Raw genomic sequence first — 20,586 nt, forward strand, 5'->3', positions numbered from 1 at the left:
CCGGGCGCTGGTGGTGATGGGTATCGCTGCGCTCAACCCATCCTACGCGACAGCGCTTATGCAACGTTCTGGCTTTTGCGCGTTATATATCCGAAGCTCGCGCGCGGCCGGCCGATGTGGCGAAGGCTCTGACCAGGTGGACTGTGAGGCAGATACGCATCGCCTTCGATATCGGCCTCGACGCCTTTTACCGCTTCCTGGCCGATGACGGCTGGGCAATCGCCAGCCATATTGCGCTCTCCACGCTGATGGCGCTGTTTCCGTTCCTGATCGTGCTGGCTTCCCTCGCCGGCTTTTTCGGCTCCAAGGATCTCGCCGACCAGGCGGTAAACCTGCTGCTTGAGGTCTGGCCGGATCAGGTCGCCGGCGCGCTGTCATCCCAGATTCACGATGTGCTGACGACCACGCGCGGCGATGCGTTAACCATTGGCCTCGTCCTCGCCGTCTATTTCGCCTCCAACGGCGTCGAGAGTCTTCGCGTGGCCTTGAACCGCGCTTATTCGGTGGTGGAGCCGCGACGCTGGTATTGGCTGCGGCTGGAATCCATCGGCTATACGCTGATCGCTGCCGTCACCGCGCTGCTGCTCGCCTTCCTGATCGTGCTCGGCCCGCTGGTGCTGGAAATCGTGCGCCGCTATGTGCCACTCGTGATCGAGAGCAACGAGCGGCTGCTGACGGTGGCGCGCTACGGCATCACCATCGTGGCGATGATCATCGCGCTGGTGATCCTGCACACCTGGCTGCCGGCGGGGCGACGCACATTGCTGCAGATCCTGCCGGGCATCATCTTCACGATGCTGGCCTCATTGGCTTCGGGCATCGGCTTCGGTCTCTATCTCGCGCGCTTCGCCACCAATTACGTGACGATGTATGCGGGCCTCGCCTCGGTCATCATCGCGCTGGTGTTTCTGTATTTCATCTCAGCGATCTTCGTGTTCGGCGGCGCGCTGAATGCTGCAATCATTCGCTCGAAACTGCCACACGGCGTTTCGCAGCAAGAAGCGCAGTCGCTAGAGCCCGCGGGGAAACCGGCTTGACCAGGAAACTATCAGCGCCGGCCTGACGCGCTGCCGCCTCGTCCTCGCCACGTCCGGAGACGCCGATGATGGCGATCTTGCCATGTGGCTTCTTCAGCGCGCGGATCTGCCGGATCGCTTCGACGCCGCTGATATCGGGCAGCACCATATCCATCAGTACCGCATCGAATTCGCCCTGCGACACGCGCGTAGCGGCATCCTCGCCGCGGCCGATGAATTCGGCGTTGTGGCCGAGCTCGGTGAGAATGGCGTTCAGCACCACACGGCCGAACGGATTATCCTCGACGCTGAGGATCCGCAGCGCCTCGGCCGCCGCCATTTCCTCCACCGATTGCGCCATCAGCGCAATCTCACCGCGCACCTGATCCAACGCCACAGTGAGCGTAAAGGTGGTGCCGCCACCGCGGCGCTGGGTGGCCGCGACATCACCGCCCATGGCCTTGGCCAATTGCCGGACCGAGAACAAGCCGAGCCCGGCGCCGCCGAAACGCGCGGCGATGGAAACATTCGCCTGCGAGAATGGCCGGAACAGTTTTTTGGTTTCCGCCAGCGTCAGGCCTATGCCCGAATCGGACACCGCGAAGGACACACCAATCTTGCCGGCGATGCGGGCCGGCGCGACCTTCAGCATGACATTGCCGCGCTCGGTGAATTTCACCGCATTGTCGATCAGGTTTTCCAGCGCCGCACGCAGCCGAACGGGATCACCGACGGCGAAATTCGGCAGCTTGTCTGAAATGGTAACGACAGCCTGCAGCCCCTTCGCCGTCGCGCGGCCAGCCAGCGAATCACCAACGGCCCGCGTCAGCGTGCGCAGGTCGAAGAAATCCTGCCGCAGGTCGAGCCCGGCCTTGTGGCTTCGCGCGGCATCGACGAACAGGGTCGCGAGGCCGGCGAGATGTTCGGCGCCGGTCTTGATGGTTTCGACCCAGCGCCGCTCGCGTTCGGAGAGTTCGGAGGTGGCGAGCAGATCGCTGACCGCGAGAATGCCGGTGAGCGGCGTGCGTACCTCATGGGCGAACATCGCCAGCGCCTGCTCGACCATGGCATCCGCGCGCATCGCCGCCGGCGCAATGCGTGGCTTGCGCGCAACCTTCTTGGCAACGCGCCCCTTCACGGTCTTCGGCTTTGCGATTGTCGTGCTACGCTTCCGCGGTTTGCGCGGTGCGCGCGATGTCAGCGCCATTGGATGCCCACTCGTCTTGCGCAGCATGGCATGCTGGGCGGGCCGGAGTCACGCCACCGGCCCCAGCGACGTCTGGATAACCTTACCGGGGTCACGGATGTGACGGCAGTCCGACCAGACGGCGAATATCGACAGGCGTGGCACCTTCCGCGCGCAGTTCGCGCAGGCTGGTGGAGGCGAGTGATTTCGCGAGTTTCGCCCCCGTCTCGTCGCGCAGCAGCCCATGGTGACGATAGGCGGGCACCGGCAGGCCGAGCAGCTCCTGCAACAAGCGATGCACACTGGTGGACCAGAACAGGTCCTGACCGCGCACCACATCGGTCACGCCCTGCAACGCGTCGTCGATCACCACCGAGAGGTGATAGCTGGTGGGCACTTCCTTGCGGGCAAGGATGACATCACCCCAGACTTCCGGATGCGCGGCAACAGCGCCGGTCTCGCCGTCCGGCCCGGTGCCGCGTTCCTGCCAGAACAGCGCGCCGACACGCCTGATGGCTTCGGCCATATCGAGCCGCAGCGCCATCGGCGCGCCGGATCGCTTCAGCGCCGTGACCTCTGTCGCCGACAAAGACTTCCCCGCGCCTGGATAGATCGGCGCGCCATCAGGATCGCGCGGCCACGAGCCTTTCGCTTCCTCTGCCGCAACCAGCCGCGCGATCTCGGCGCGGCTTTCGAAACTGGGATAAAGCACCCCCATCGCCGCCAACCGGTCGCATGCAGCAATATAAACATCGAGATGGTCGGACTGCCGGCGTACCGGTGTTTCCCAAGCGATACCGAGCCAGGCGAGATCGTCATAGATCGCCTGTTCGTATTCCGGCCGGCACCGCGTGACATCGATATCTTCGATTCGCAGCAGCAGGCGGCCATCGGCCTGCCGGGCGAGATCGAAGTTCAGCAACGCCGAATAGGCATGGCCGAGATGGAGATAGCCATTCGGGCTGGGCGCGAAGCGGAAGACAGGGTGTGCGGATATCATCGTTCAAGCAGTTGATGGCTCGAACGGACAATTATCAATAAAAATCCCGATCGGGAACAAATCCCGGGATCGTCCCGATCGGGAATATTCTGCTCTTACGACTCCGCCGCGCGGCCGCCCTGGATCACCACCACGCGGCTGCCGATCTTCACGCGGTTGTAGAGATCGACGACGTCCTGGTTCATCAGCCGGATGCAGCCGCTGGAGACGGCGGTGCCGATGGTCTCGGGCTCCGTCGTGCCGTGGATGCGGAACATGGTGTCGCGGTCGCCCTGATAGAGATACATCGCGCGCGGACCGAGCGGATTCTCGATGCCGCCGGCCATGCCGCTGGCGAGATGGCGATAACGTGCCGGCTCGCGGTTCATCATGTTTTCGGTCGGGCTCCAGTGCGGCCATTCCGCCTTGCGCTTGATGGTGGCGCTGCCCGCGAAAGCGAGGCCGGCCTTGCCGACGCCGATGCCATAGCGCATCGCCTTGCCATCGCCTTCGACGAGATAGAGATGACGCGCGGCCGTATCGACCACGACGGTGCCGGCCGGCTCGCGCGTGCGATAATCGACGCGCTGGCGCAGCATGGCCGGATCGATGCCGGAGACATCGATGGCCGGCAGCGTGTGGCCACCGTCGATCACTTCGGCATATTTCGAGGACGAACCACCAAGGCCCGCAGACATCATTCCGCCGCTGCCGGCGCAACCCGCCAGCAAAGCCGGCAAAACCAAGAGCGCCACGAGACGCGGCCAGCGCGCTCCACCCAAACCTGTCATTTCCATTCCCGTCTTCACCTCGCCCGATCGGGGCGACGCATTGGTCATACAGGGCGCGTTTGGCATTCCGGGCTCAACAGCGCGTCATCTGGCGATGGAACCGGTCAGGAAGGGCATTTTGCTGATGGCTGTGACGAGAGCGCCACAGAGGCGGGGCGATCTCAGGCTGTGAATGGAGGCAGGGGGTCAGATGACGCGAGCGAGCGTCATCAATGCGCAGCCGTAGGATGGGTTGAGCGGAGCGAAAACCCATGCAGACCATCGCCCGCCGCAACCTCCGCAGATGGGTTGTCGCTCCGGCGCTGCCGCGCCTCCGCTCAACCCATCCTACGGCTACTACACTTCTGTCTTGCGCATCATAATGCGAGGCACTTGCAGCTGCTTGTCATGACTTGCATCAACCCGGCGCGCAGTCTAGAGGACAGCCGCGCCGCCGCCGCACTTCCAATCACAACGAGACTTTCACATGACAAGCGTTCGCAATCTTGCGCAAGGCAGCATTGCTATTGGCTTGATCGTGCTCGGTTTGAAATACTGGGCCTATCATCTCACCGGCAGCGTGGCGCTGCTGTCGGATGCGATCGAGAGCATCGTCAATGTGGTGACGGCGATCGTCGCCTATCTGGCGATCAGCCTGAGCGCGAAACCGGCCGACGACGAACATCCCTACGGGCACCACAAGGCCGAGTATTTCTCGGCCGTGCTCGAAGGCGTGCTGATCGTGCTCGCGGCGATCCTCATTTTGCGCGAGGCTTATTTCTCCTATCTCGCGCCGCGCCAGCTCGATACGCCCTGGCTCGGGCTTGCCATCAATGGCGTGGCCACCGTGATCAATCTGAGCTGGGCCTCGCTGCTCATCAATCGCGGCCGGGCGCGACGCTCACCGGCGCTGATCGCCGATGGCCGCCATCTCATGACCGATGTGGTGTCCTCGCTCGGCGTGCTGGCCGGTGTTGCGGTCGCGGCACTCTCGGGCATCGCGGTGCTTGATCCGATCCTCGCGGCCCTCGTGGCGCTCAACATCCTGTGGGCCGGCTGGGGGCTGATGAAGGAGTCGCTCAGCGGATTGATGGACGAAGCGTTGGAGCCGGCGATGCTGGCCACCATCAAGCAGACCATTTCGGCCCATGCGGTCGGCGCCATCGAGGCGCATGACCTGCGCACCCGCCGTGCCGGCAGCATGACCTTTATCGATTTCCACCTCGTGGTGGCAGGATCCACCACCGTGAGCGCCGCCCACGACATCTGCGACAATCTGGAACAGGCGATCCGTGCCGAGATCGGCGAGGCGCTGATCACCATCCATGTGGAGCCGGATGACAAGGCGAAGCATTCCGGGATCGTGGTGCTGTGACATTCCGCCCTCATCCTGAAGAGCCGCGCAGCGGCGTCTCGAAGGATGGCCACAAGCTGGGAGCCAAGCCATCTCATGGTTCGAGACGGCGCTGCCGCGCCTCCTCACCATGAGGGACGCGTTCTCGGCCGCATTTGATCCACCACCTTTGACAGTTCCCTCCCTCATGCTAACCATGGGGTGAGGATTGCACCCGTGACACATGGATCGCGCAAAGGCTGGTTCGGCGCCGTGGCTTCTTTGGCCGCGGTCTACGCGCTTGTGCTCAATGTGGTGCTGTCGAGCCTGTTGCTGGCGTCGATCCCGCCAGCGGCGCAGGCTGCGGCTCTCGAGCTGTGTCTCACCCATCCCGATCTCGCCGCCACGCCGGACGGCAGCGGCAAGACCACTGCGCCGGCGGTGCATTGCCCGATTTGCGTGGGCACCCACGCGCCGGGCGCGCCGCCCTCTGTCGCAATTATCTCCATCTCGCGCGTCGCGATTGCGATCGCGCCGATTGCCACGCCTGATGCGCGCGTCGTCGCCAAACAGGCAGCTTCCGACCACCGGGCCCGCGCACCGCCGCAACTGAGCTGACGTCCCTACGACGCCTGACGCAGCGCATTGCGCCTGCGTGCTCAGTTCAATCCCGGTGGAGTTTCACCTCATGCACTCCGTTTCCATGCGGCTGCGCGGCGCTATGCTCGCATCCGCGGCCACGCTCTTGCCGAGCGTGGTGTCGGCCCAATCGGCCCCGTTCACGTCGCTGCCCGCAGTCACTGTTGACGCGCCCGCACAACAGCGCACAACCCCACGCAAGCCGCGCCAGACCACGCCCAATGCCCGCGCGGCACGCAGCATCGCCGCGTCTGTCGCAACGCCGGCAGCCAGCGCGGCCGCTGTGCCGGGCTCCCTGACGGTGCTCACCGCGCAACAGGCGCTGCGCCAGATCCAGCAGACGCCGGGTGGCGTTGCACTGGTGACCGCGGATCAATGGAAGAATTCGACGCCGTCGAACACTATCAAGGATATCCTCGATTACGTGCCCGGCGTGATCGCGCAGCCGAAATGGGGCGATGACACCCGTCTGTCGATCCGCGGCTCCGGACTGTCGCGCAACACCCACCTGCGCGGCCTGCAGCTCTATATGGACGGAATCCCGATCAACACCGCCGACGGCTACGGCGATTTCCAGGAGATCGACCCCACCGCCTATAAATATGTCGAGGTGTTCAAGGGCGGCAACGCGCTGCGCTTTGGCGCCAATTCGCTGGGCGGCGCCATCAATTTCGTGACGCCGACCGGGCGTGATCCCTGGTTGAACGCCGTCTCGCTCGACATGGGCGCGTTCGGTTTCCGCCGCCTGCAGGCATCGACGGGCGGCGCCAACGGGCCGTGGGATGGTTTCATCACCGCATCGACCCAATCGTCGGACGGCTATCGTGATCACAGCTATGGCAATGCCACCCGCGTGAGCGGCAATGTCGGCTACCAGTTCTCGCCGGATTTCGAGACCCGCTTCTATCTCAACGCCAACACCGTGCAGCAGCGCATCCCCGGTTCGGTGAGCAAGACCTCCGCACTGAATTCGCCGCAGACAGCCGCAGCGGGCAACCTGACCAACGACTACCAGCGCAATATCGATACCGTGCGCCTTGCCAACAAGACGACGATCCGGCTCGACAACACCACCATCGATATCGGCGTGTTCGGCGTCGACCGGCATTTGATGCATCCGATCTTCGCCTATCTCGACTACAGCTATCAGGACTATGGCGGCTTCGCGCGCGCCACCGACGATCGCGAGATCGGCGGCTATCGCAACGTCTTCGTCGCTGGCGTCAACCTCATCAACGGCCGCATCGACAACAAGCAGTATGTCAATCTGGCCGGGCAGCGTGGCGCGCTCACTTATTCGTCGATCGACCGTTCAGAGAACACCTCGGTCTATGCCGAGAACTCGCTCTATGTGCTGCCGAATGTCGCGCTGATCGGCGGCACGCAGTTCCTCTATGCCACGCGTAAGCGGGAGGTGTTGCTGGGCACCGGCTCCGGCGAAACGGAGTTCAACCTGTGGAGCCCGAAGGGCGGCGTGTTGTGGAATATCGATCCGACCTGGCAGGCCTATGCGAATGTCTCGCGTAGCGCCGAATTGCCGAGTTTCGGTGAAAGCGTCTCCGGTACCGGCAATCCGGTTATTCCCTTCACCAGCATCCGCCCGCAGCGCGCGACGACCTATGAGATCGGCACCCGCGGGCGACGTCCCGACCTGACCTGGGAACTCACCGGCTACCGCGCCAATATCTCCGACGAATTGCAGTGCCTGTATAGTTCGAATGGCAGCTGCAACGTCTCGAATGCCGACCGCACGATTCATCAGGGCATCGAGGCCGGTCTCGGCATCGCGGTACTGAAGGGCATGTTCGATGCGGGGCCGCAGCCGGACCGGCTGTGGCTCAACATGGCCTATACGCTGAACGACTTCCGCTTCGACAATGATGCGATCTATGGCAACAACGTGCTGCCGGGCGCGCCGCGGCACTATCTGCGCGCGGAGCTGCTCTACAAGCATGCCAATGGTTTCTATCTCGGCCCGAATGTCGAATGGGTGCCGGAATCCTATTATGTCGACAGCGCCAACACGCTGAAGACCGAGCCTTACGCACTGCTCGGCCTGAAAGCCGGCGTCGACAATGGCGGCACTTATTCCGGCTATATCGAGGCGCGCAACATTTTCGATACCCGCTACATCGCCTCGGCCAGCATCATCAACCAGGCGGCGGCAAACGCGACACTGTTTGAACCCGGCACCGGCCGCGCCATCTATGCCGGCATCAAAGCGAGGTGGTGACCATGACGATTCACGCTAGACTGCCATTCGCGAAAGGACATTCCATGATCGATCACTCGCTGTTGCTCGTTGCTGCACTCGGCACGGCCGCCATGCCCGCCTCCGCTCATGTCTTCGTGCAGAGCGGCACGGCCACCGTCGGCGGTTCCTATCGCGCTGTGCTCGCCGTGCCGCATGGCTGCGGCGCCTCGCCGACGACCAAGATCACCGTGCAGATTCCCGAAGGGATGATCGCGGTGAAGCCGATGCCGAAGCCGGGCTGGCTGATCGAGACCAAGAAGGGGCCGTATGCACAGAGCTACGACTTCATGCATGGCAAGAAGGCGTCCGAAGGAATCAAGCAGATTTCGTGGACAGGCAAGCTCGACAACGATTTCTATGACGAGTTCGTGTTCTCGGCCTATCTGCCGGCATCGCTGAAAGCCGATGCGCCGCTCTATCTGCCGACGCTGCAGACCTGCGAGAACGGCTCCGAGGACTGGGCGCAGATCCCGGCCGCAGGGCAGGATTCGCACAGCCTGAAATCACCGGCGCCGGCGGTGCGCCTTGCCGCCGCGTCGCCGAAGGATGCGATGGCGCAAATGGCCGGCATGGTGCATGCGGGCGACCTGATGATCTCTGTGCCATGGACGCGCGCGACGCCGCCAGCCGCCAAGGTCGCCGGCGGCTATCTCACCATCACCAATAACGGCAAGACGAGCGACAAGCTCCTTGGCGGCTCGTTCGCCGGCGGCAGCCGCATCGAGGTGCATGAGATGAGCGTGACCGATGGCGTGATGCGCATGCGCCCGCTCAATGACGGGTTGGAGATCAAGCCCGGCGCCACCGTGAAGCTGGAGCCCGGCGGCTATCACCTGATGCTGATGGACCTGAAGAAGCCGTTCACCAAAGGCGACAAGGTGAAGGCGCAGCTGCAATTCGAAAAGGCGGGGAAGGTCGATATCGATCTCGACGTCAACGCGGTCGGTGCGTCGGCCCCGGCGGGCGGAGGTCACGCACACTAATCGCGTGCTGATCGGGATCGCGGCGGCGCGGTCCCGATCGACTGATGCCGGTCAGCAGCTGGTGTGATCGCCAACCCGCTGCTGCCACAGCGGCAATGGCTGGTCGACGCGGACAAGTTTGACAGCACCGCAATGATCGCATGAGAACGAACGCGTCTCGAAGCCGTCGAACTGATCGATCGCCTTGAGTTTGATACGCGTGCGGCAGCGATCGCATTTGAGATGGCTGGTGCGGATATTGTCATTGCCGTGCCGACGATGCGACATCTTAGACCTCTATAGAGCATGGCGCTCTTCCGGCGACCATGAAGACGAAATAGCTCGTTGCGAAATTCAAGAACGCGGACTCAAATACGAATCACAGGCACGTCTGTTTCAAACTATTTGTCTTTTCTCGATAGCTTGCAACGATAGCTAACTGCAGTGCAGTCACAATCGCTTCATCCGCCACGCGAACGGCCGTCGATGGTACCGATGCTGCACGAAATCCGATCAATTAGCTACACAACAAAAGGCTGATCGGTCACTTTCGAACAGCCCCCTGCCAGCCTCAATGTAGCCGCGGCGCCTTTAACATTCGGACACGATCGGTCGAGACGAGTTCCACATCGAAGGTATCACCGCCCCGATAGAGCGTGAGCGGGACGTCGCAGCCGGCCGTGCCGAGATCCCACAGCGCGCGGTAGAATTCGGCGGAGTCACGCACCTCCTCGCCATTGACGGCGAGAATGACGTCGCCGGTCCTGAGCTCGGCGCGTGCCGCCGGGCCTCTCTTGGCAATGCCGACCACCACCACCTTGTCCTCGACCTCGGCTGCATAGAGCCCCAGCCATGGCCGTGGCGGCTTGTTGACGCGGCCGAATTTGCGGAGGTCTTCGAGCACCGGCTTCAGCAAATCGATGGGCACGATCATGTTGAGATGCTCGTTCTGCCCGGCATGCTCGCGCTCGATCTGCAGCGAGCCGATGCCGATCAATTCACCCTTGCTGTCGATGAGTGCCGCACCGCCCCAGTTCGGATGCGCCGGGTGCGTAAAGAAGGCGTCGTCGATGAGATATTCCCAATAGCCGGCAAATTCCTGCACCGCGGCGATCTTGCCTGCGACCGAGCGGGTCCGCCCGCCGGCGCCGCCGATCAGGACCCGATCGCCGAATTTCGCCGCGCTGGAACTGCCGAGCTTGAGAGGGGCGACATCGATATCGCCAAGCACCTGGACCAGGCCGAAACCGGATTCCTGATCGACGCCAAGCACGGTGCCCGGCACGACATTGCCATCGCCGAGATGAACCCAGATGGTCTCGGCTTCGGTAATCAGATAGCCGATGGTGAGGATGAGCCCGTCATCGATCAGCACGCCGTTGCCGGCGCGCTCGGTGCCCAGCGTTTCCGCCGTGAAGGCATCTTCGGGAATGATGCAATGGAGGCCGACCACCGCATCGAGCGCGCGATCGAGATCGAAACCGAAATCCTCCGCGCGCGGCTGCACGCCCTGCGGCACTTTCCATTCGGTCAATGACGGCATCCAAATCTCCTCGTCCGTATCGCCCGCCTTGCGAGCATATAGGAACCGATCGGCGATGCAAAAGTCCGGCGCTGGACCCGAATCACAGTCTAACCACCATCCAGCCAATCGAGCAGCACGGAATTGATCTCGCGCGGGTAGCAGTGGCTGAGATCGTCGAGCTCGCGATAGGTGACATTTGCGCCCGCCACGGTGAGCGCATCTCGCGCGTCGCGTGCAGTCTGCACCGGAAACATCCAATCCAGACGCCCGTGGGTGAGATGGATCGGCAGGCCGCGCAGGCGATCGGCATCGGCGAACTGCGCCATGAGGGGATGAAAGGTCGCGGAGACCGGGGCGAGATGCGTGAAGGGCGAATCAGCGCGCAGGCCGCTGACATGGCAGAAGGTGCCGCCATCGCTCATGCCGGTGAGGAGTTGGCGCGAGGTATCGATATTGTAGCGCGACTGTACGATGTCGAGGACGCGCGCAATATTGGGCGTGTCGGGATCGTCGCCCATTAGCGCCCATGTATTGCCGACGGCGGTCGGCGCAATCAGGATCGCGCCGCGGGCGCGGGCATCGGCGAGCCAGCTCCAGAGAAACGCGCGGCCATTGCCGCTGCCGCCATGCAGCGCGACCACCAGCGGCCAGGCGCGATCGGGCGTGTAGGTTTCGGGCACATAAAGCGCGAAGCTGCCGCGCGCACCGGGCTCGCCGCCATGAATGACGCCGGTGCCTTCCGCGGCCGGCTGAGCCAGCCGCTCGGCCAACGCAACATCCTCGCGTAGCTCCGGCGGAAGAAAGAAGCTGCTGACCGGCGGCAGCCGCGCCACCGTCGCATAGAGCGCCTCCTGCGCGCGCGGTGCATGGCGCAATGCGCGGAACACCGTCGTGATATCGCCACCGGGTTGCTGCGCGATGCGAAGGCCTGCGATGCCGGCGAGAACTGCATCACTTGCCGCATCGAGATGATGGCGCAGCTCAGCAAAGTCTTCCGGCCATGCGCCGACATTTTCGCGCGCCGCTTGCAGCGCGAGCTCCGGCTGGCCGACGGCTTCCATCACGGCATCGAAGGCCGGCGGATGCAGATTACGCGCGACGAATTGCAGTGCTTCCAGCCCCTGCAGCAATGGCGGCAGCACAGCCACGATGTCATCGACCATTCTGTCGCTCATCATTTCCTCCGGTCCGGTCGCTTGTCGCATGGCATAGGTAGTTGCGCACGCCTGCGAGCGAATTCTGATCGATCCATAAAATTATTCGCAAATTGGCGAAAGGCTTCATTGGCTTTGATTCTGTTTTCTGGTGCTCGCATCAGTGAGTACTGCTGCGGCGCCTGGCGGATGACGCGGCAGCCGCGGCGCAGCGGCGTGGAGTATCAGTCATGCGTTCGGCCTTGTTCGTATTGTCGTTGGCCGTGGTCGTCACCCCCGCGCTCGCACAAAGCATCGACAATTCCGCCGCACTCGGCCTGCGCGGCAGCGACAGCAGCATTGCCGGACAAGGCCGCCAGCAACCCAACATGCAGCCGAGCGCCGCATCGCGGCCATTCGATGGCACGGTGATCGCCACGCCGGCAGCGACGGCGCCCTATAAGGGGCACGACTTCGCCGACGGCACGCTGCGGCTCGGAATCACAGCAGCAACCTTGTATGACGACAACGTGTTTGCGGGACGGACCCAACGACTTTCCGATACTGTTTTCATCGGGCGTCCGGAGTTCTCCTGGGTCAAGCAAGGCAGCGGCTATGGCGTCGGCATCGATGGCTATGTCGAAGGGCGGCGCTACGTGAAATACAATTCCGAAGACCAGCTGAACGGCTCGGTCGGCGGCACCTTTACTGTCATGCCTGACAGTGACACGCAGGTGATCGGCAATGCCCGCTACATTCGCGGCCATCTCGAACGTGGCACGTCCGAGATCGTCGGGCCCGGCGGCTTTCTGCTCAGCACCGCATTCGATGCGCCGATCGCTTATGACCAAGGCGCGGGCTCGCTCGCGCTCAACAAGCGTTTTGATCGCTGGTGGACATCGGTCGGGGTCGCCGGCTCTGCGGTGGCCTATAAGGATCCGACCATCGGCGACGTCAATATCGACCTCAGCTATGCCGAGGGCGTCATCAGCGTCGTCAATGGCCGACTCGGCTATGTCGTGGCACCGCAGACCAGCGTGTTCATGGAGGCTGCGGGCAATCGGCGCGACTGGAAAGTCGGCATCTTCGATTCGACCGGCTATCGCACGGTCGGCGGCGTGCTTTTCGAGCAGGGGCCGAATGCGCGGATCAAGGGCGAGGTCTGGGCCGGCTATATGAGCCAGGCCTATAGCGGCATCAGCTTCCAGAACATCTCGAGCTGGACCTATGGCGCGTCGCTGGCTTTCCTGTTTACCGACCAACTCACCGGCACCATCGAAGGCCGGCGCGAGGCGAAGGAATCCGCGCTCAGTCTCGGCGTGATCGGCCCGACGACGCTTGGCGTCAATGCAGCGGCGTGCTCGTCGGGCGCATCCTGCGTCAGCGCGATCCAGTCGTCGGTGAGCGGGAGGCTGGATTACAGGCTGATGCCCAATCTCGTCATCGGTGCCGGCGCGTCCTTCGTGGTGGATGAATATCTCGGCACAGCCGCAGGCGGACGCATCGATCGCACGATCAGCCCGCTCGCCTCGGTGAAATATTTCCCGACCGACCAGTTGAGCTTCGGCTTCGACTATCGCCGCGTGAACTACGACCCGACCGGCGGCTGGTCTGCAGGCGTCGGTGCGCTGTCTTACTATCGCAACCTGTATCTGGTCTCGGCGAACGGCAAGTTCTGATCGCGCAAAGAGAAGGCCGCTCGACAGCGGCCTTCTCGCGCAGTTGTCTACTCAGCGCGTCGATGCCGCCTGTTTGCCACGGATGCGATCAACCAGCTTGCGACACTGGGTGAGAATGCTGCGGCGATAGAGGGCTGGCTCGCGCAGGATGACGACACAGCGATTGGCGGCAGCATCACTGTTACCATCACCGGCGATCAGCGAGGTGAAGCCGCCGATGGCGATGCTGCCACCACCGCCGCCGCCACCACCATTTCCGTTATTGTTCGCGATGTTGCTGCCTCCGTTGCCCGGATCACCGGCGGTCGGGCCACCATCGCCCGGCGAACCGCCGGGCGGATTGTTACCGGGCGGATTGGTGCCAGGAGGGTTGCTGCCCGGCGGATTCCCACCCGGAGGATTGCCCCCGGGAGGATTGCCACCCGGTGGATTGCTGCCTCCACCTCCGCCGCCATTGAGAATATTCAACGTCGCCAACGTACCGGACGGACCAGAGCCCGCATTCAGCACATTGGCAGCCACGCCGCCGCCCGAGGCCGGTGTTCCCGACGTCGTTCCACCGCCCGCATTGCCATTGCCGATATTGACGGTGCCGAGCGTCCCCGACGGGCCAGACCCGGCATTCAGCACATTCGCCGCGAGCGCTCCGCCATCGCCACTTATCCCGCCCGATGGCGAGCCGGCAGCCGGCGCCGCGCCGTTCAGCGCATTGACGCTTGCCAGACCGCCCGATGATCCCGGCGTTGCGTTCAGCACGCTGGCCGAGACGAGACTGCGCGATCCCGTGCCGCTGCCGGTCCCCGTCGAGGGGGTGCTCGCCCCGGCACCATTCAAGGCGTTCACCGTGGCGAGTCCACCGGATGGACCGGGCGTTGCGTTCAGGACATTGGCGGCGACTGCTCCGCTGCTGCCTGCGCTCGTGGACGGCGTGCCAGCGCCCGCCCCATTCAGCGCATTCACCGTCGCAATCCCGCCGGACGGGCCAGGTGTCGCGTTCAACACATTGGCCGTGATCGCACTTCTGCTGCCGCCCGTGCCGGCGGATGGTGTGCCAGATCCGGTGCCTGCACCATTCAATGCGTTCACCGTTGCCACACCGCCCGACGGCCCCGGGGTCGCATTCAGAATATTGGCCGTCACGGCGCTACCGCTGCCCGTGCCGGCAGATGGTGTGCCCGCGCCATTCAGCGCGTTCACCGTGGCAAGCCCGCCTGACGGACCAGGTTTTGCGTTCAGCACATTGGCGGTGACAGCGCTTTGCCCACCAGCTCCCGAAGAGGCCCGTTGACCATTGAGCGCATTCACTGTCGCGAGCGATCCCCGCGATCCCGGCGCCGCATTGCCGACATTGACTGCGGCCAGCGGCGCGCGACTGCCCTCCGGCGCTGCCTTGCTGCCGTTACGGTTCAGGACATTGACATTGGCGAGACGGCCGCGCGTGGTGGAACCTGCGCTCAGCGCATTGGCCCCGACGAGCGGACGTTCGCCGCGGGCGCTGGTCGTGCGCGATCGCCCCACCGAGATCTCGGCCGCACGCGCCGCGCGCGCTGCCGCGCGTGCCTGGCGTGGACTGAGATAGATCGATTCGCCTGCATAGAGACCCGTTTGCGGCCGGGCTCCGCCGCCATCGCCCATCTGGGCGCCGCCCGAAAAGAAACCGGCACCGCCGCCAAATCCGCTGCCGCTGCTGACCGGACCTGCGCCGACGCGAACACCCGTTGCATCGACGCCGCTGCCGCCGACGCCGGCGCCGAGGCTGCCAGCCTGGACCGCCACACCACTGACACCGATGCCAGAAGCACCGACACCGACATTGCCGACACCAACGCCCACGCTGCCGACATTCGCGCCCACGCCACCGACACCAACGCCGCCCGCGCCGACACCCACATTGCCAACACCCACACCGACACTGCCCGCATTGACGCCGACACCACCGACACTGACACCGCCCGCACCGATGCCAACACTGCCGACACCAACATTGGCGCCGCCGACGGCCACGCCGGTCGAGCCGACACTCACGCCACCCGGCCCGACACCCACGCTGCCGACATTGACGCCAAGGCTCCCGGCATTGATGCCGATCGACGGCAGGCGAATGCCTTGCGCACTCGCGCCTGTCGCTGCGCCGAGCGCCGCCAGGGCCACGCCTGCGAGAAATGCGCGATGAATGTTATGAATGCTGGACCGCATGGCCTCGCTCCGAACCCGATCGCATGAGTGCGACAGGCGGATTAAAGCGCGCGAGATTATCGACGTTCCTAACGCGAAGAGATCACCGACAATCGGTATCAATGCTTCGTTACTTATGGCGATTATTTACCGCACAAAGACAAATCGATGTGGACTGGTAGTTAGCTGCGCGCTTTCATTTTAGCGATAAACGCATGCGCAAGCTTCTGCATCAGTTATTCGGTAGATGCGTATTCGCGCAAAGACTTCGATTCGAAGTAGGCAGCGTAGCGCACATCGGTAGATGGCAACGCATCACGCTGCTACGGATCGAGCTCCGTATCCCAATAGAGATAATCCAGCCAGCTTTCATGCAGGTAGTTCGGCGGAAACAGCCGGCCATTGCGATGCAGTTGATGCACCGTGGGCGCGAACGCCGTCTGGCGCGGGAACATGCCGGCCTGGTGCGTGGTCAGGTTGCCCTTGCGCAGATTGCACGGCGAGCAGGCTGCGACGACATTCTCCCACGTCGTCTGGCCACCCTTGGAGCGCGGAATGATGTGATCGAAGGTGAGATCATCCCGCGAGTTGCAATACTGGCAAGAGAAGCGATCGCGCAGGAACACATTGAAGCGCGTGAAGGCGGGATGAGTCGTCGGCTTCACGAACGACTTCAGCGACACCACACTGGGCAGCTGAAAATCGGCCGACGGGCTTCGTACCGCGTGATCGTAGAGCGCTACGATATTCACACGGTCGAGAAACACCGCCTTGACCGCGTCCTGCCACGACCAAAGCGATAAAGGATAATAGCTCAGCGGCCGGAAGTCCGCATTGAGTACAAGAACCGGCCAGCCGCCTTGCGAGACATGTGCGTTCAAGTAACGCTCCTGACTCCACAATTCGACTGCGCGAAGCAGCCTGTGTTTCACATACTACAGGCAGCGTGACAGGGTTGTGAAGGGCATAGCTCTGGTCTATCCCCTCCGCAAAAGCATGCCGCAATCCCGGCTTTTTCCGCTACATCGGGTGGCCTCACGAGAGGGCTGCCGCTAGGCGCGGGACGCGTGCCTTGCTCGAGGCTTGCCACGTCCGGACGCTGCCTGATGGTCACTTCGTCACGATATCTTGAGGCCCCGCAATGGCTGCGCGTCTTCGTCCGCGCGCATGAAACCAGCCTTGCGCTGCTGGCGGCGATGATCGGCGTGATCGGGGGCCTCGTGGTGGCGGCCATGAGCGCCATGGTGAGCGTGCTGCACGCCCTTTTGTTCAATCTGGAATGGGGCCAGCGGCTGTCGAGCCAGTACTGGATCGATCCGGTCCGGGCTCTTCTGGTTCCCACCCTTGGCGGGCTGGTGCTCGGCATCGCCTTTTTGCTGCTGATGCGCTGGCGGCCGGCGCGCGAGATCGATCCGATCGAGGCCAATGCGCTGTATGGCGGCCGCATGTCGTTTCGCGGCAGCATCATCGTCTCGCTGCAGACGGTGTGGTCGAGCGGTGTCGGTGCCTCGGTGGGGCTGGAGGCCGGTTACACCCAGCTCGCCAGCGGGCTCGGCGCCTCCATCGGCCGCGCGTTTCATCTGCGCCGGGCGGACCAGCGCGTGCTGGTGGGCTGCGGTGCCGCCGCAGCCATTGCCGGCGCCTTTGGCGCGCCTCTCGCGGGTGCCTTCTACGCCTTCGAGCTGGTGATCGGCGCCTACAGTTCCGCCAGCCTGATGCCGGTCGGAGTTGCCGCCGTGACCGGCTATTTCGTGGCGCACTCCTTCTCGCCGCTGACGCTTGGCGTCGTCGCCGGCCGGTTCGGCGATGTGCAGGGGCAGGACCTCGCCGTCGCCGCTTTGCTCGGCATCTGCGCGGCGACCTATGGCATCGGCATCATGCGCGTGGTCACCTGGTGCGAATGGCTCCTCGCCAAGATCAAGCTGTGGCCGCCTTTGCGCCCGGCGCTCGGCGGGCTGGGCGTCGGCGCGCTGGCGCTGCTGACACCCCAGGTGATGGCATCCGGCCATGGCGCGCTGCATTTCGGCGGCATGACGGCCTATCCGATCGCGCTGGTCGCCTTCGTGATGATCCTGAAAACCATTGCCTCGATCATCTCGCTGGGCACAGGTTTCCGCGGCGGCCTGTTCTTCGCCTCGCTGTTCATCGGCGCGCTGGGCGGCCATCTGTTCGCCACCGGCCTGAACATCCTGTGGCCGGAGCTCAATCTCGATCCGAACATCTATACGATCATCGGCATGAGCGCCCTCTCCGCCTCGGTGATCGGCGGCCCGCTGACCATGAGCTTCATCGCGCTGGAATCCACCGGCAATCTCTGGCTCACGACGGCGGTGCTGGTGGCCGTGATCATCTCCACGCAGATCACCCGCGAATTGTTCGGCTATTCCTTCGCCACCTGGCGACTGCATCTGCGCGGCGAGACCATACGTTCCGCCGCCGATATCGGTTGGATCCGCGATCTCACCGTGCAGCGCCTGATGCGGCCGGATATTTCCATGGTGGAATCCACCATGCCGCTCGATGAATTCCGCGCGAAATTTCCACTGGGATCGAAGAACCAAGTCGTCGTCGTGGATTCTGAAGGCAGCTATGTCGGCCTCGCCAACGTACCGGAGGCGCATTCGCCTGACGTCGCCGCCTTCCGGCTCGACAGCCTGCTGCATTGCCGCAACGTGGTGCTGCATCCCGAAATGAACATCCGCGACGCCATGGTGGTGTTCGAAGGCAACGAAGCGGAATCGCTGGCCGTTGTTGAAGCCGAGAGCCATCGCGTGGTCGGCACGCTGTCGGAAGCACATGCCACGCGCCGCTATGCGGAAGAATCCGAACAGCGGCGGCGCGAAGCCCTCGGCGAAATGTGAGCGCGTATCAGCGCGCGAACAGCGACAGCATATGGCCCTCGCTTGGCGAGACTCGCCCGGCCAGCGTTTCGCGATAGATCCGCTCGACGGCGTCCACGCCAAATCCCTCGACGATGGTGAGGGATGTCTCGAGCATCGGCACGAAGCCGGCCCAGGCCGCGCCAAACCGCTGGTCGATGCCGCCGGGGCCCCACTCCTTGGCGCGCTTGCGGATCTGATCCGGCGCGAAGAACCATGATGGTTTTGCACCGGGAAGATCGCCGGCGTCGGTCATGTCCTGATGGGTCATGCCGACACGGCCGCTATAGACGAGACGATCGCCGAAATGCCGATGCAGCCGACCACGCAGATCGGCATTGCCGGCCATATCGACAAAGGCCGTCACCTGTTCCTGCGGCAGAGTGTCGATGCAATCATAGGGCACGACCTCGTGGTAGCAGCCAAGCGAGGCCGTGAAGTCGGCATTGCCCGGCGACGTCAGGCCGATGACACGGACCGGTTGGCGCTTGCTGTGCAGCAGATGCGCAAGACCGAACGCCGTTTTGCTGGAGGCGCTCGACAGGATCACTTGCCTGGCGCCGAAGAACTCCGCCTCAGCCAGATAATCATCGACGAGGAAGGACAACATGAACAGCGCGCGCAGCAGCGCCTGGTAGTCGCCATTCCGACCTGTGAAGGCAGGATTGTCGCTCACGCGCGCATAGGCATTGTAAACAGGCGCGACGTTTTGCCGATGCACGGCACGATCGCGCAGGCCACGTTTGCTGACATCCCCGGCCTCGATCACCAGATGCGTCGCCATCGGGAAATAGCCGAACAGGCGTTCTCCTTCCTCCATTTGCGGATGTCTCGAGGCGACGACCTCGCCAAAGCCCCAGACCGGGATATTGCCGAAGCCGTCCGGCGCAGGAAACAGCTGCCAGTATTTCATGGCATCGCCGAGCATGGCGTAAGTGATATTGTTGGCGGTGAAAGCGAAGCGATCGACTTTCACCAACAGCCCATCTTCCGGCAACGTGTCGCGCGATGGCAGCGGCGCTTCCATCAGCGATGTTGTCGCAAGATCGGCTTTGCTGACATTGAATTGCTTGATCGTGTCCATCCCTGGCTCCTCTTTGCGAGAAGTCTCGCCACAGGCGATGTCGGTTTTGCGACAGGCGCAGTGTTTAAAACGACGTTCGTTTCAAACCGCGTTTCATGCGCCCGCGATCACGCCCTCGCGCTTCTTGATCGCGTGATAATAGGCCCACCACAGATGCGCGGCTGCGCCACGCAGCGGACGCCAGGGTTCGGCGAGCGGCGCCATTTGCTTGACGGTCGGGCGTTCCTCCAGTCCGAGGCCGACCTTGATCGCTTCCTGCAAGGCGACATCGCCGGCCGGCCAGGCATCGCCATGGCCGAGGCAGAAGAGGAGATACACATCCGCCGTCCACGGCCCGATGCCGTGCAGCGCGATGAGCGTGTTATGCGCGGCATCGGCGTCTTCTTCGGCGAGCACATCGAGATTGAGGCGCTCATCGACCAGCTCCCTGGCGATCGCCTTCAGGGTCTTGATCTTTGCCGCGGACAAACCGAGCCGGCCGAGCCGATCGGTGCGCGCCTTGCGGATCGCGTGATGATCGAACGGCACATAGGCGGCCGACACCCGTCCCCAGATGGCAGCCGCCGCGGCGACGGAGACCTGCTGTCCACACACGATCTGCGCCAGCCCCTCAAAACCCGGCGCGCGCTGGCGCAGCGCCGGCATGCCGGCCTTGGCGAGGACCGGCTTCAGGCGCGGATCGTCCTTCACCAATTGCCGGATGGCGTCTTCGAGAACGGATTGATCGGAGAGATGGATGGTCATGGTGATTGAAGGATCATCATGAGGACAGTCCGAGATCAATCCCACCCATTCTCCGTCCCTCATGGTGAGGAGGCGCGAAGCGCCGTCTCGAACCATGAGATGAGACGCGCCGGCGCTTGCGGCCATCCTTCGAGACGCGGCCGAAGGCCGCTCCTCAGGATGAGGGGTGGAGTATGTGGCTGCCTCCCGCGGAACCAAAGCCTTTCCTACCGCGTTGTCGGGGCTCAA

The 20,586-nt window shown here is 63.5% G+C and carries 17 protein-coding genes; 7 read left to right on the forward strand and 10 right to left on the reverse strand.

Annotated elements, in window-relative coordinates; translation table 11 throughout:
• Positions 1 to 143 precede the first annotated feature (143 nt).
• Positions 144 to 1,037 (forward strand): YihY/virulence factor BrkB family protein, encoded by an 894-nt coding sequence (locus tag ACIQ2A_RS01515; protein ID WP_398475000.1) that lies wholly within the window; start codon positions 144 to 146, stop codon positions 1,035 to 1,037.
• Here the strand turns inward: ACIQ2A_RS01515 and ACIQ2A_RS01520 are convergent.
• From ACIQ2A_RS01520 to ACIQ2A_RS01530, 3 genes are all read right to left on the reverse strand, one after another.
• Complete coding sequence (locus ACIQ2A_RS01520) at positions 961 to 2,223, reverse strand: ATP-binding protein (RefSeq protein ID WP_398475002.1); 1,263 nt, start codon at positions 2,221 to 2,223, stop codon at positions 961 to 963. The two genes, ACIQ2A_RS01515 and ACIQ2A_RS01520, sit on opposite strands and share 77 nt — an antisense overlap.
• 91 nt (positions 2,224 to 2,314) lie before the next feature.
• A complete protein-coding gene (gluQRS, locus tag ACIQ2A_RS01525; protein WP_398475004.1) occupies positions 2,315 to 3,202 on the reverse strand; it encodes a tRNA glutamyl-Q(34) synthetase GluQRS in 888 nt (295 codons plus the stop codon).
• A 95-nt stretch (positions 3,203 to 3,297) separates the two neighbouring features.
• On the reverse strand, positions 3,298 to 3,879 hold the full coding sequence (locus ACIQ2A_RS01530) for a L,D-transpeptidase (RefSeq protein ID WP_398475203.1): 582 nt from the start codon (positions 3,877 to 3,879) through the stop codon (positions 3,298 to 3,300).
• A gap of 559 nt (positions 3,880 to 4,438) precedes the next feature.
• Here ACIQ2A_RS01530 and ACIQ2A_RS01535 point away from each other — a divergent pair.
• The 4 genes from ACIQ2A_RS01535 to ACIQ2A_RS01550 all read left to right on the forward strand — a co-directional run bounded on the left by ACIQ2A_RS01535 (position 4,439) and on the right by ACIQ2A_RS01550 (position 9,160).
• Positions 4,439 to 5,326 carry a cation diffusion facilitator family transporter gene (locus ACIQ2A_RS01535; protein ID WP_398475006.1) on the forward strand — a complete coding sequence of 296 codons (888 nt, stop codon included), beginning with the start codon at positions 4,439 to 4,441 and terminating at the stop codon, positions 5,324 to 5,326.
• Between the two features lie 195 nt (positions 5,327 to 5,521).
• Positions 5,522 to 5,902: a DUF2946 family protein gene (locus ACIQ2A_RS01540; RefSeq protein ID WP_398475008.1), complete on the forward strand. Its 381-nt coding sequence runs from the start codon at positions 5,522 to 5,524 to the stop codon at positions 5,900 to 5,902.
• 70 nt (positions 5,903 to 5,972) lie between these two features.
• On the forward strand, positions 5,973 to 8,156 hold the full coding sequence (locus tag ACIQ2A_RS01545; protein WP_398475010.1) for a TonB-dependent receptor family protein: 2,184 nt from the start codon (positions 5,973 to 5,975) through the stop codon (positions 8,154 to 8,156).
• Between the two features lie 44 nt (positions 8,157 to 8,200).
• Entirely contained in the window at positions 8,201 to 9,160 is a 960-nt protein-coding gene (locus tag ACIQ2A_RS01550) for a DUF1775 domain-containing protein (RefSeq protein ID WP_398475013.1), read from the forward strand.
• Between the two features lie 51 nt (positions 9,161 to 9,211).
• Here the strand turns inward: ACIQ2A_RS01550 and ACIQ2A_RS01555 are convergent, their stop codons facing one another.
• The 3 genes from ACIQ2A_RS01555 to ACIQ2A_RS01565 form a co-directional block, all read right to left on the reverse strand.
• Complete coding sequence (locus ACIQ2A_RS01555) at positions 9,212 to 9,427, reverse strand: hypothetical protein (protein WP_398475015.1); 216 nt, start codon at positions 9,425 to 9,427, stop codon at positions 9,212 to 9,214.
• Between the two features lie 283 nt (positions 9,428 to 9,710).
• Positions 9,711 to 10,682 carry a S1C family serine protease gene (locus ACIQ2A_RS01560; RefSeq protein WP_398475017.1) on the reverse strand — a complete coding sequence of 324 codons (972 nt, stop codon included), beginning with the start codon at positions 10,680 to 10,682 and terminating at the stop codon, positions 9,711 to 9,713.
• An 89-nt stretch (positions 10,683 to 10,771) separates the two neighbouring features.
• Complete coding sequence (locus ACIQ2A_RS01565) at positions 10,772 to 11,839, reverse strand: phospholipase (protein ID WP_398475019.1); 1,068 nt, start codon at positions 11,837 to 11,839, stop codon at positions 10,772 to 10,774.
• 209 nt (positions 11,840 to 12,048) lie between these two features.
• Here ACIQ2A_RS01565 and ACIQ2A_RS01570 point away from each other — a divergent pair, with 209 nt between their 5' ends.
• The gene (locus ACIQ2A_RS01570; protein ID WP_398475021.1) at positions 12,049 to 13,476 is read left to right on the forward strand and encodes an outer membrane beta-barrel protein; all 1,428 of its coding nucleotides are present in this window, start codon (positions 12,049 to 12,051) and stop codon (positions 13,474 to 13,476) included.
• A gap of 51 nt (positions 13,477 to 13,527) precedes the next feature.
• Here the strand turns inward: ACIQ2A_RS01570 and ACIQ2A_RS01575 are convergent, their stop codons facing one another.
• Together ACIQ2A_RS01575 and ACIQ2A_RS01580 are read right to left on the reverse strand one after the other, a co-directional pair.
• Positions 13,528 to 15,672, reverse strand: coding sequence for a hypothetical protein (locus ACIQ2A_RS01575; protein WP_398475023.1), 2,145 nt, complete (start codon positions 15,670 to 15,672; stop codon positions 13,528 to 13,530).
• A gap of 302 nt (positions 15,673 to 15,974) precedes the next feature.
• A complete protein-coding gene (locus ACIQ2A_RS01580) occupies positions 15,975 to 16,532 on the reverse strand; it encodes an HNH endonuclease (protein WP_398475025.1) in 558 nt (185 codons plus the stop codon).
• 225 nt (positions 16,533 to 16,757) lie between these two features.
• On the opposite strand from ACIQ2A_RS01580, the gene ACIQ2A_RS01585 reads away from it, so the two are divergent.
• On the forward strand, positions 16,758 to 18,512 hold the full coding sequence (locus ACIQ2A_RS01585; protein WP_398475027.1) for a chloride channel protein: 1,755 nt from the start codon (positions 16,758 to 16,760) through the stop codon (positions 18,510 to 18,512).
• Between the two features lie 7 nt (positions 18,513 to 18,519).
• On the opposite strand, the gene ACIQ2A_RS01590 is transcribed toward ACIQ2A_RS01585, so the two are convergent.
• Together ACIQ2A_RS01590 and ACIQ2A_RS01595 are read right to left on the reverse strand one after the other, a co-directional pair.
• The gene (locus tag ACIQ2A_RS01590; protein WP_398475029.1) at positions 18,520 to 19,614 is read right to left on the reverse strand and encodes a DUF2855 family protein; all 1,095 of its coding nucleotides are present in this window, start codon (positions 19,612 to 19,614) and stop codon (positions 18,520 to 18,522) included.
• Positions 19,615 to 19,707: 93 nt separating this feature from the next.
• On the reverse strand, positions 19,708 to 20,358 hold the full coding sequence (locus ACIQ2A_RS01595) for a DNA-3-methyladenine glycosylase family protein (RefSeq protein WP_398475031.1): 651 nt from the start codon (positions 20,356 to 20,358) through the stop codon (positions 19,708 to 19,710).
• Between the last annotated feature and the right edge of the window lie 228 nt (positions 20,359 to 20,586).

It is taken from the genome of Tardiphaga sp. (assembly GCF_044336785.1).
In the GTDB taxonomy this organism is placed as follows: domain Bacteria; phylum Pseudomonadota; class Alphaproteobacteria; order Rhizobiales; family Xanthobacteraceae; genus Tardiphaga.

Bases quoted from the DNA above. Each gene is read 5' to 3' on its own strand.
- ACIQ2A_RS01575 (WP_398475023.1), bottom strand. From the start codon at position 15,672: ATGCGGTCCAGCATTCATAACATTCATCGCGCATTTCTCGCAGGCGTG.
- ACIQ2A_RS01555 (WP_398475015.1), bottom strand. From the start codon at position 9,427: ATGTCGCATCGTCGGCACGGCAATGACAATATCCGCACCAGCCATCTC.
- ACIQ2A_RS01545 (WP_398475010.1), top strand. From the start codon at position 5,973: ATGCACTCCGTTTCCATGCGGCTGCGCGGCGCTATGCTCGCATCCGCG.
- ACIQ2A_RS01590 (WP_398475029.1), bottom strand. From the start codon at position 19,614: ATGGACACGATCAAGCAATTCAATGTCAGCAAAGCCGATCTTGCGACA.
- ACIQ2A_RS01560 (WP_398475017.1), bottom strand. From the start codon at position 10,682: ATGCCGTCATTGACCGAATGGAAAGTGCCGCAGGGCGTGCAGCCGCGC.
- ACIQ2A_RS01530 (WP_398475203.1), bottom strand. From the start codon at position 3,879: ATGTCTGCGGGCCTTGGTGGTTCGTCCTCGAAATATGCCGAAGTGATC.
- ACIQ2A_RS01520 (WP_398475002.1), bottom strand. From the start codon at position 2,223: ATGGCGCTGACATCGCGCGCACCGCGCAAACCGCGGAAGCGTAGCACG.
- gluQRS (WP_398475004.1), bottom strand. From the start codon at position 3,202: ATGATATCCGCACACCCTGTCTTCCGCTTCGCGCCCAGCCCGAATGGC.
- ACIQ2A_RS01535 (WP_398475006.1), top strand. From the start codon at position 4,439: ATGACAAGCGTTCGCAATCTTGCGCAAGGCAGCATTGCTATTGGCTTG.
- ACIQ2A_RS01585 (WP_398475027.1), top strand. From the start codon at position 16,758: ATGGTCACTTCGTCACGATATCTTGAGGCCCCGCAATGGCTGCGCGTC.
- ACIQ2A_RS01570 (WP_398475021.1), top strand. From the start codon at position 12,049: ATGCGTTCGGCCTTGTTCGTATTGTCGTTGGCCGTGGTCGTCACCCCC.
- ACIQ2A_RS01595 (WP_398475031.1), bottom strand. From the start codon at position 20,358: ATGACCATCCATCTCTCCGATCAATCCGTTCTCGAAGACGCCATCCGG.
- ACIQ2A_RS01550 (WP_398475013.1), top strand. From the start codon at position 8,201: ATGATCGATCACTCGCTGTTGCTCGTTGCTGCACTCGGCACGGCCGCC.
- ACIQ2A_RS01565 (WP_398475019.1), bottom strand. From the start codon at position 11,839: ATGAGCGACAGAATGGTCGATGACATCGTGGCTGTGCTGCCGCCATTG.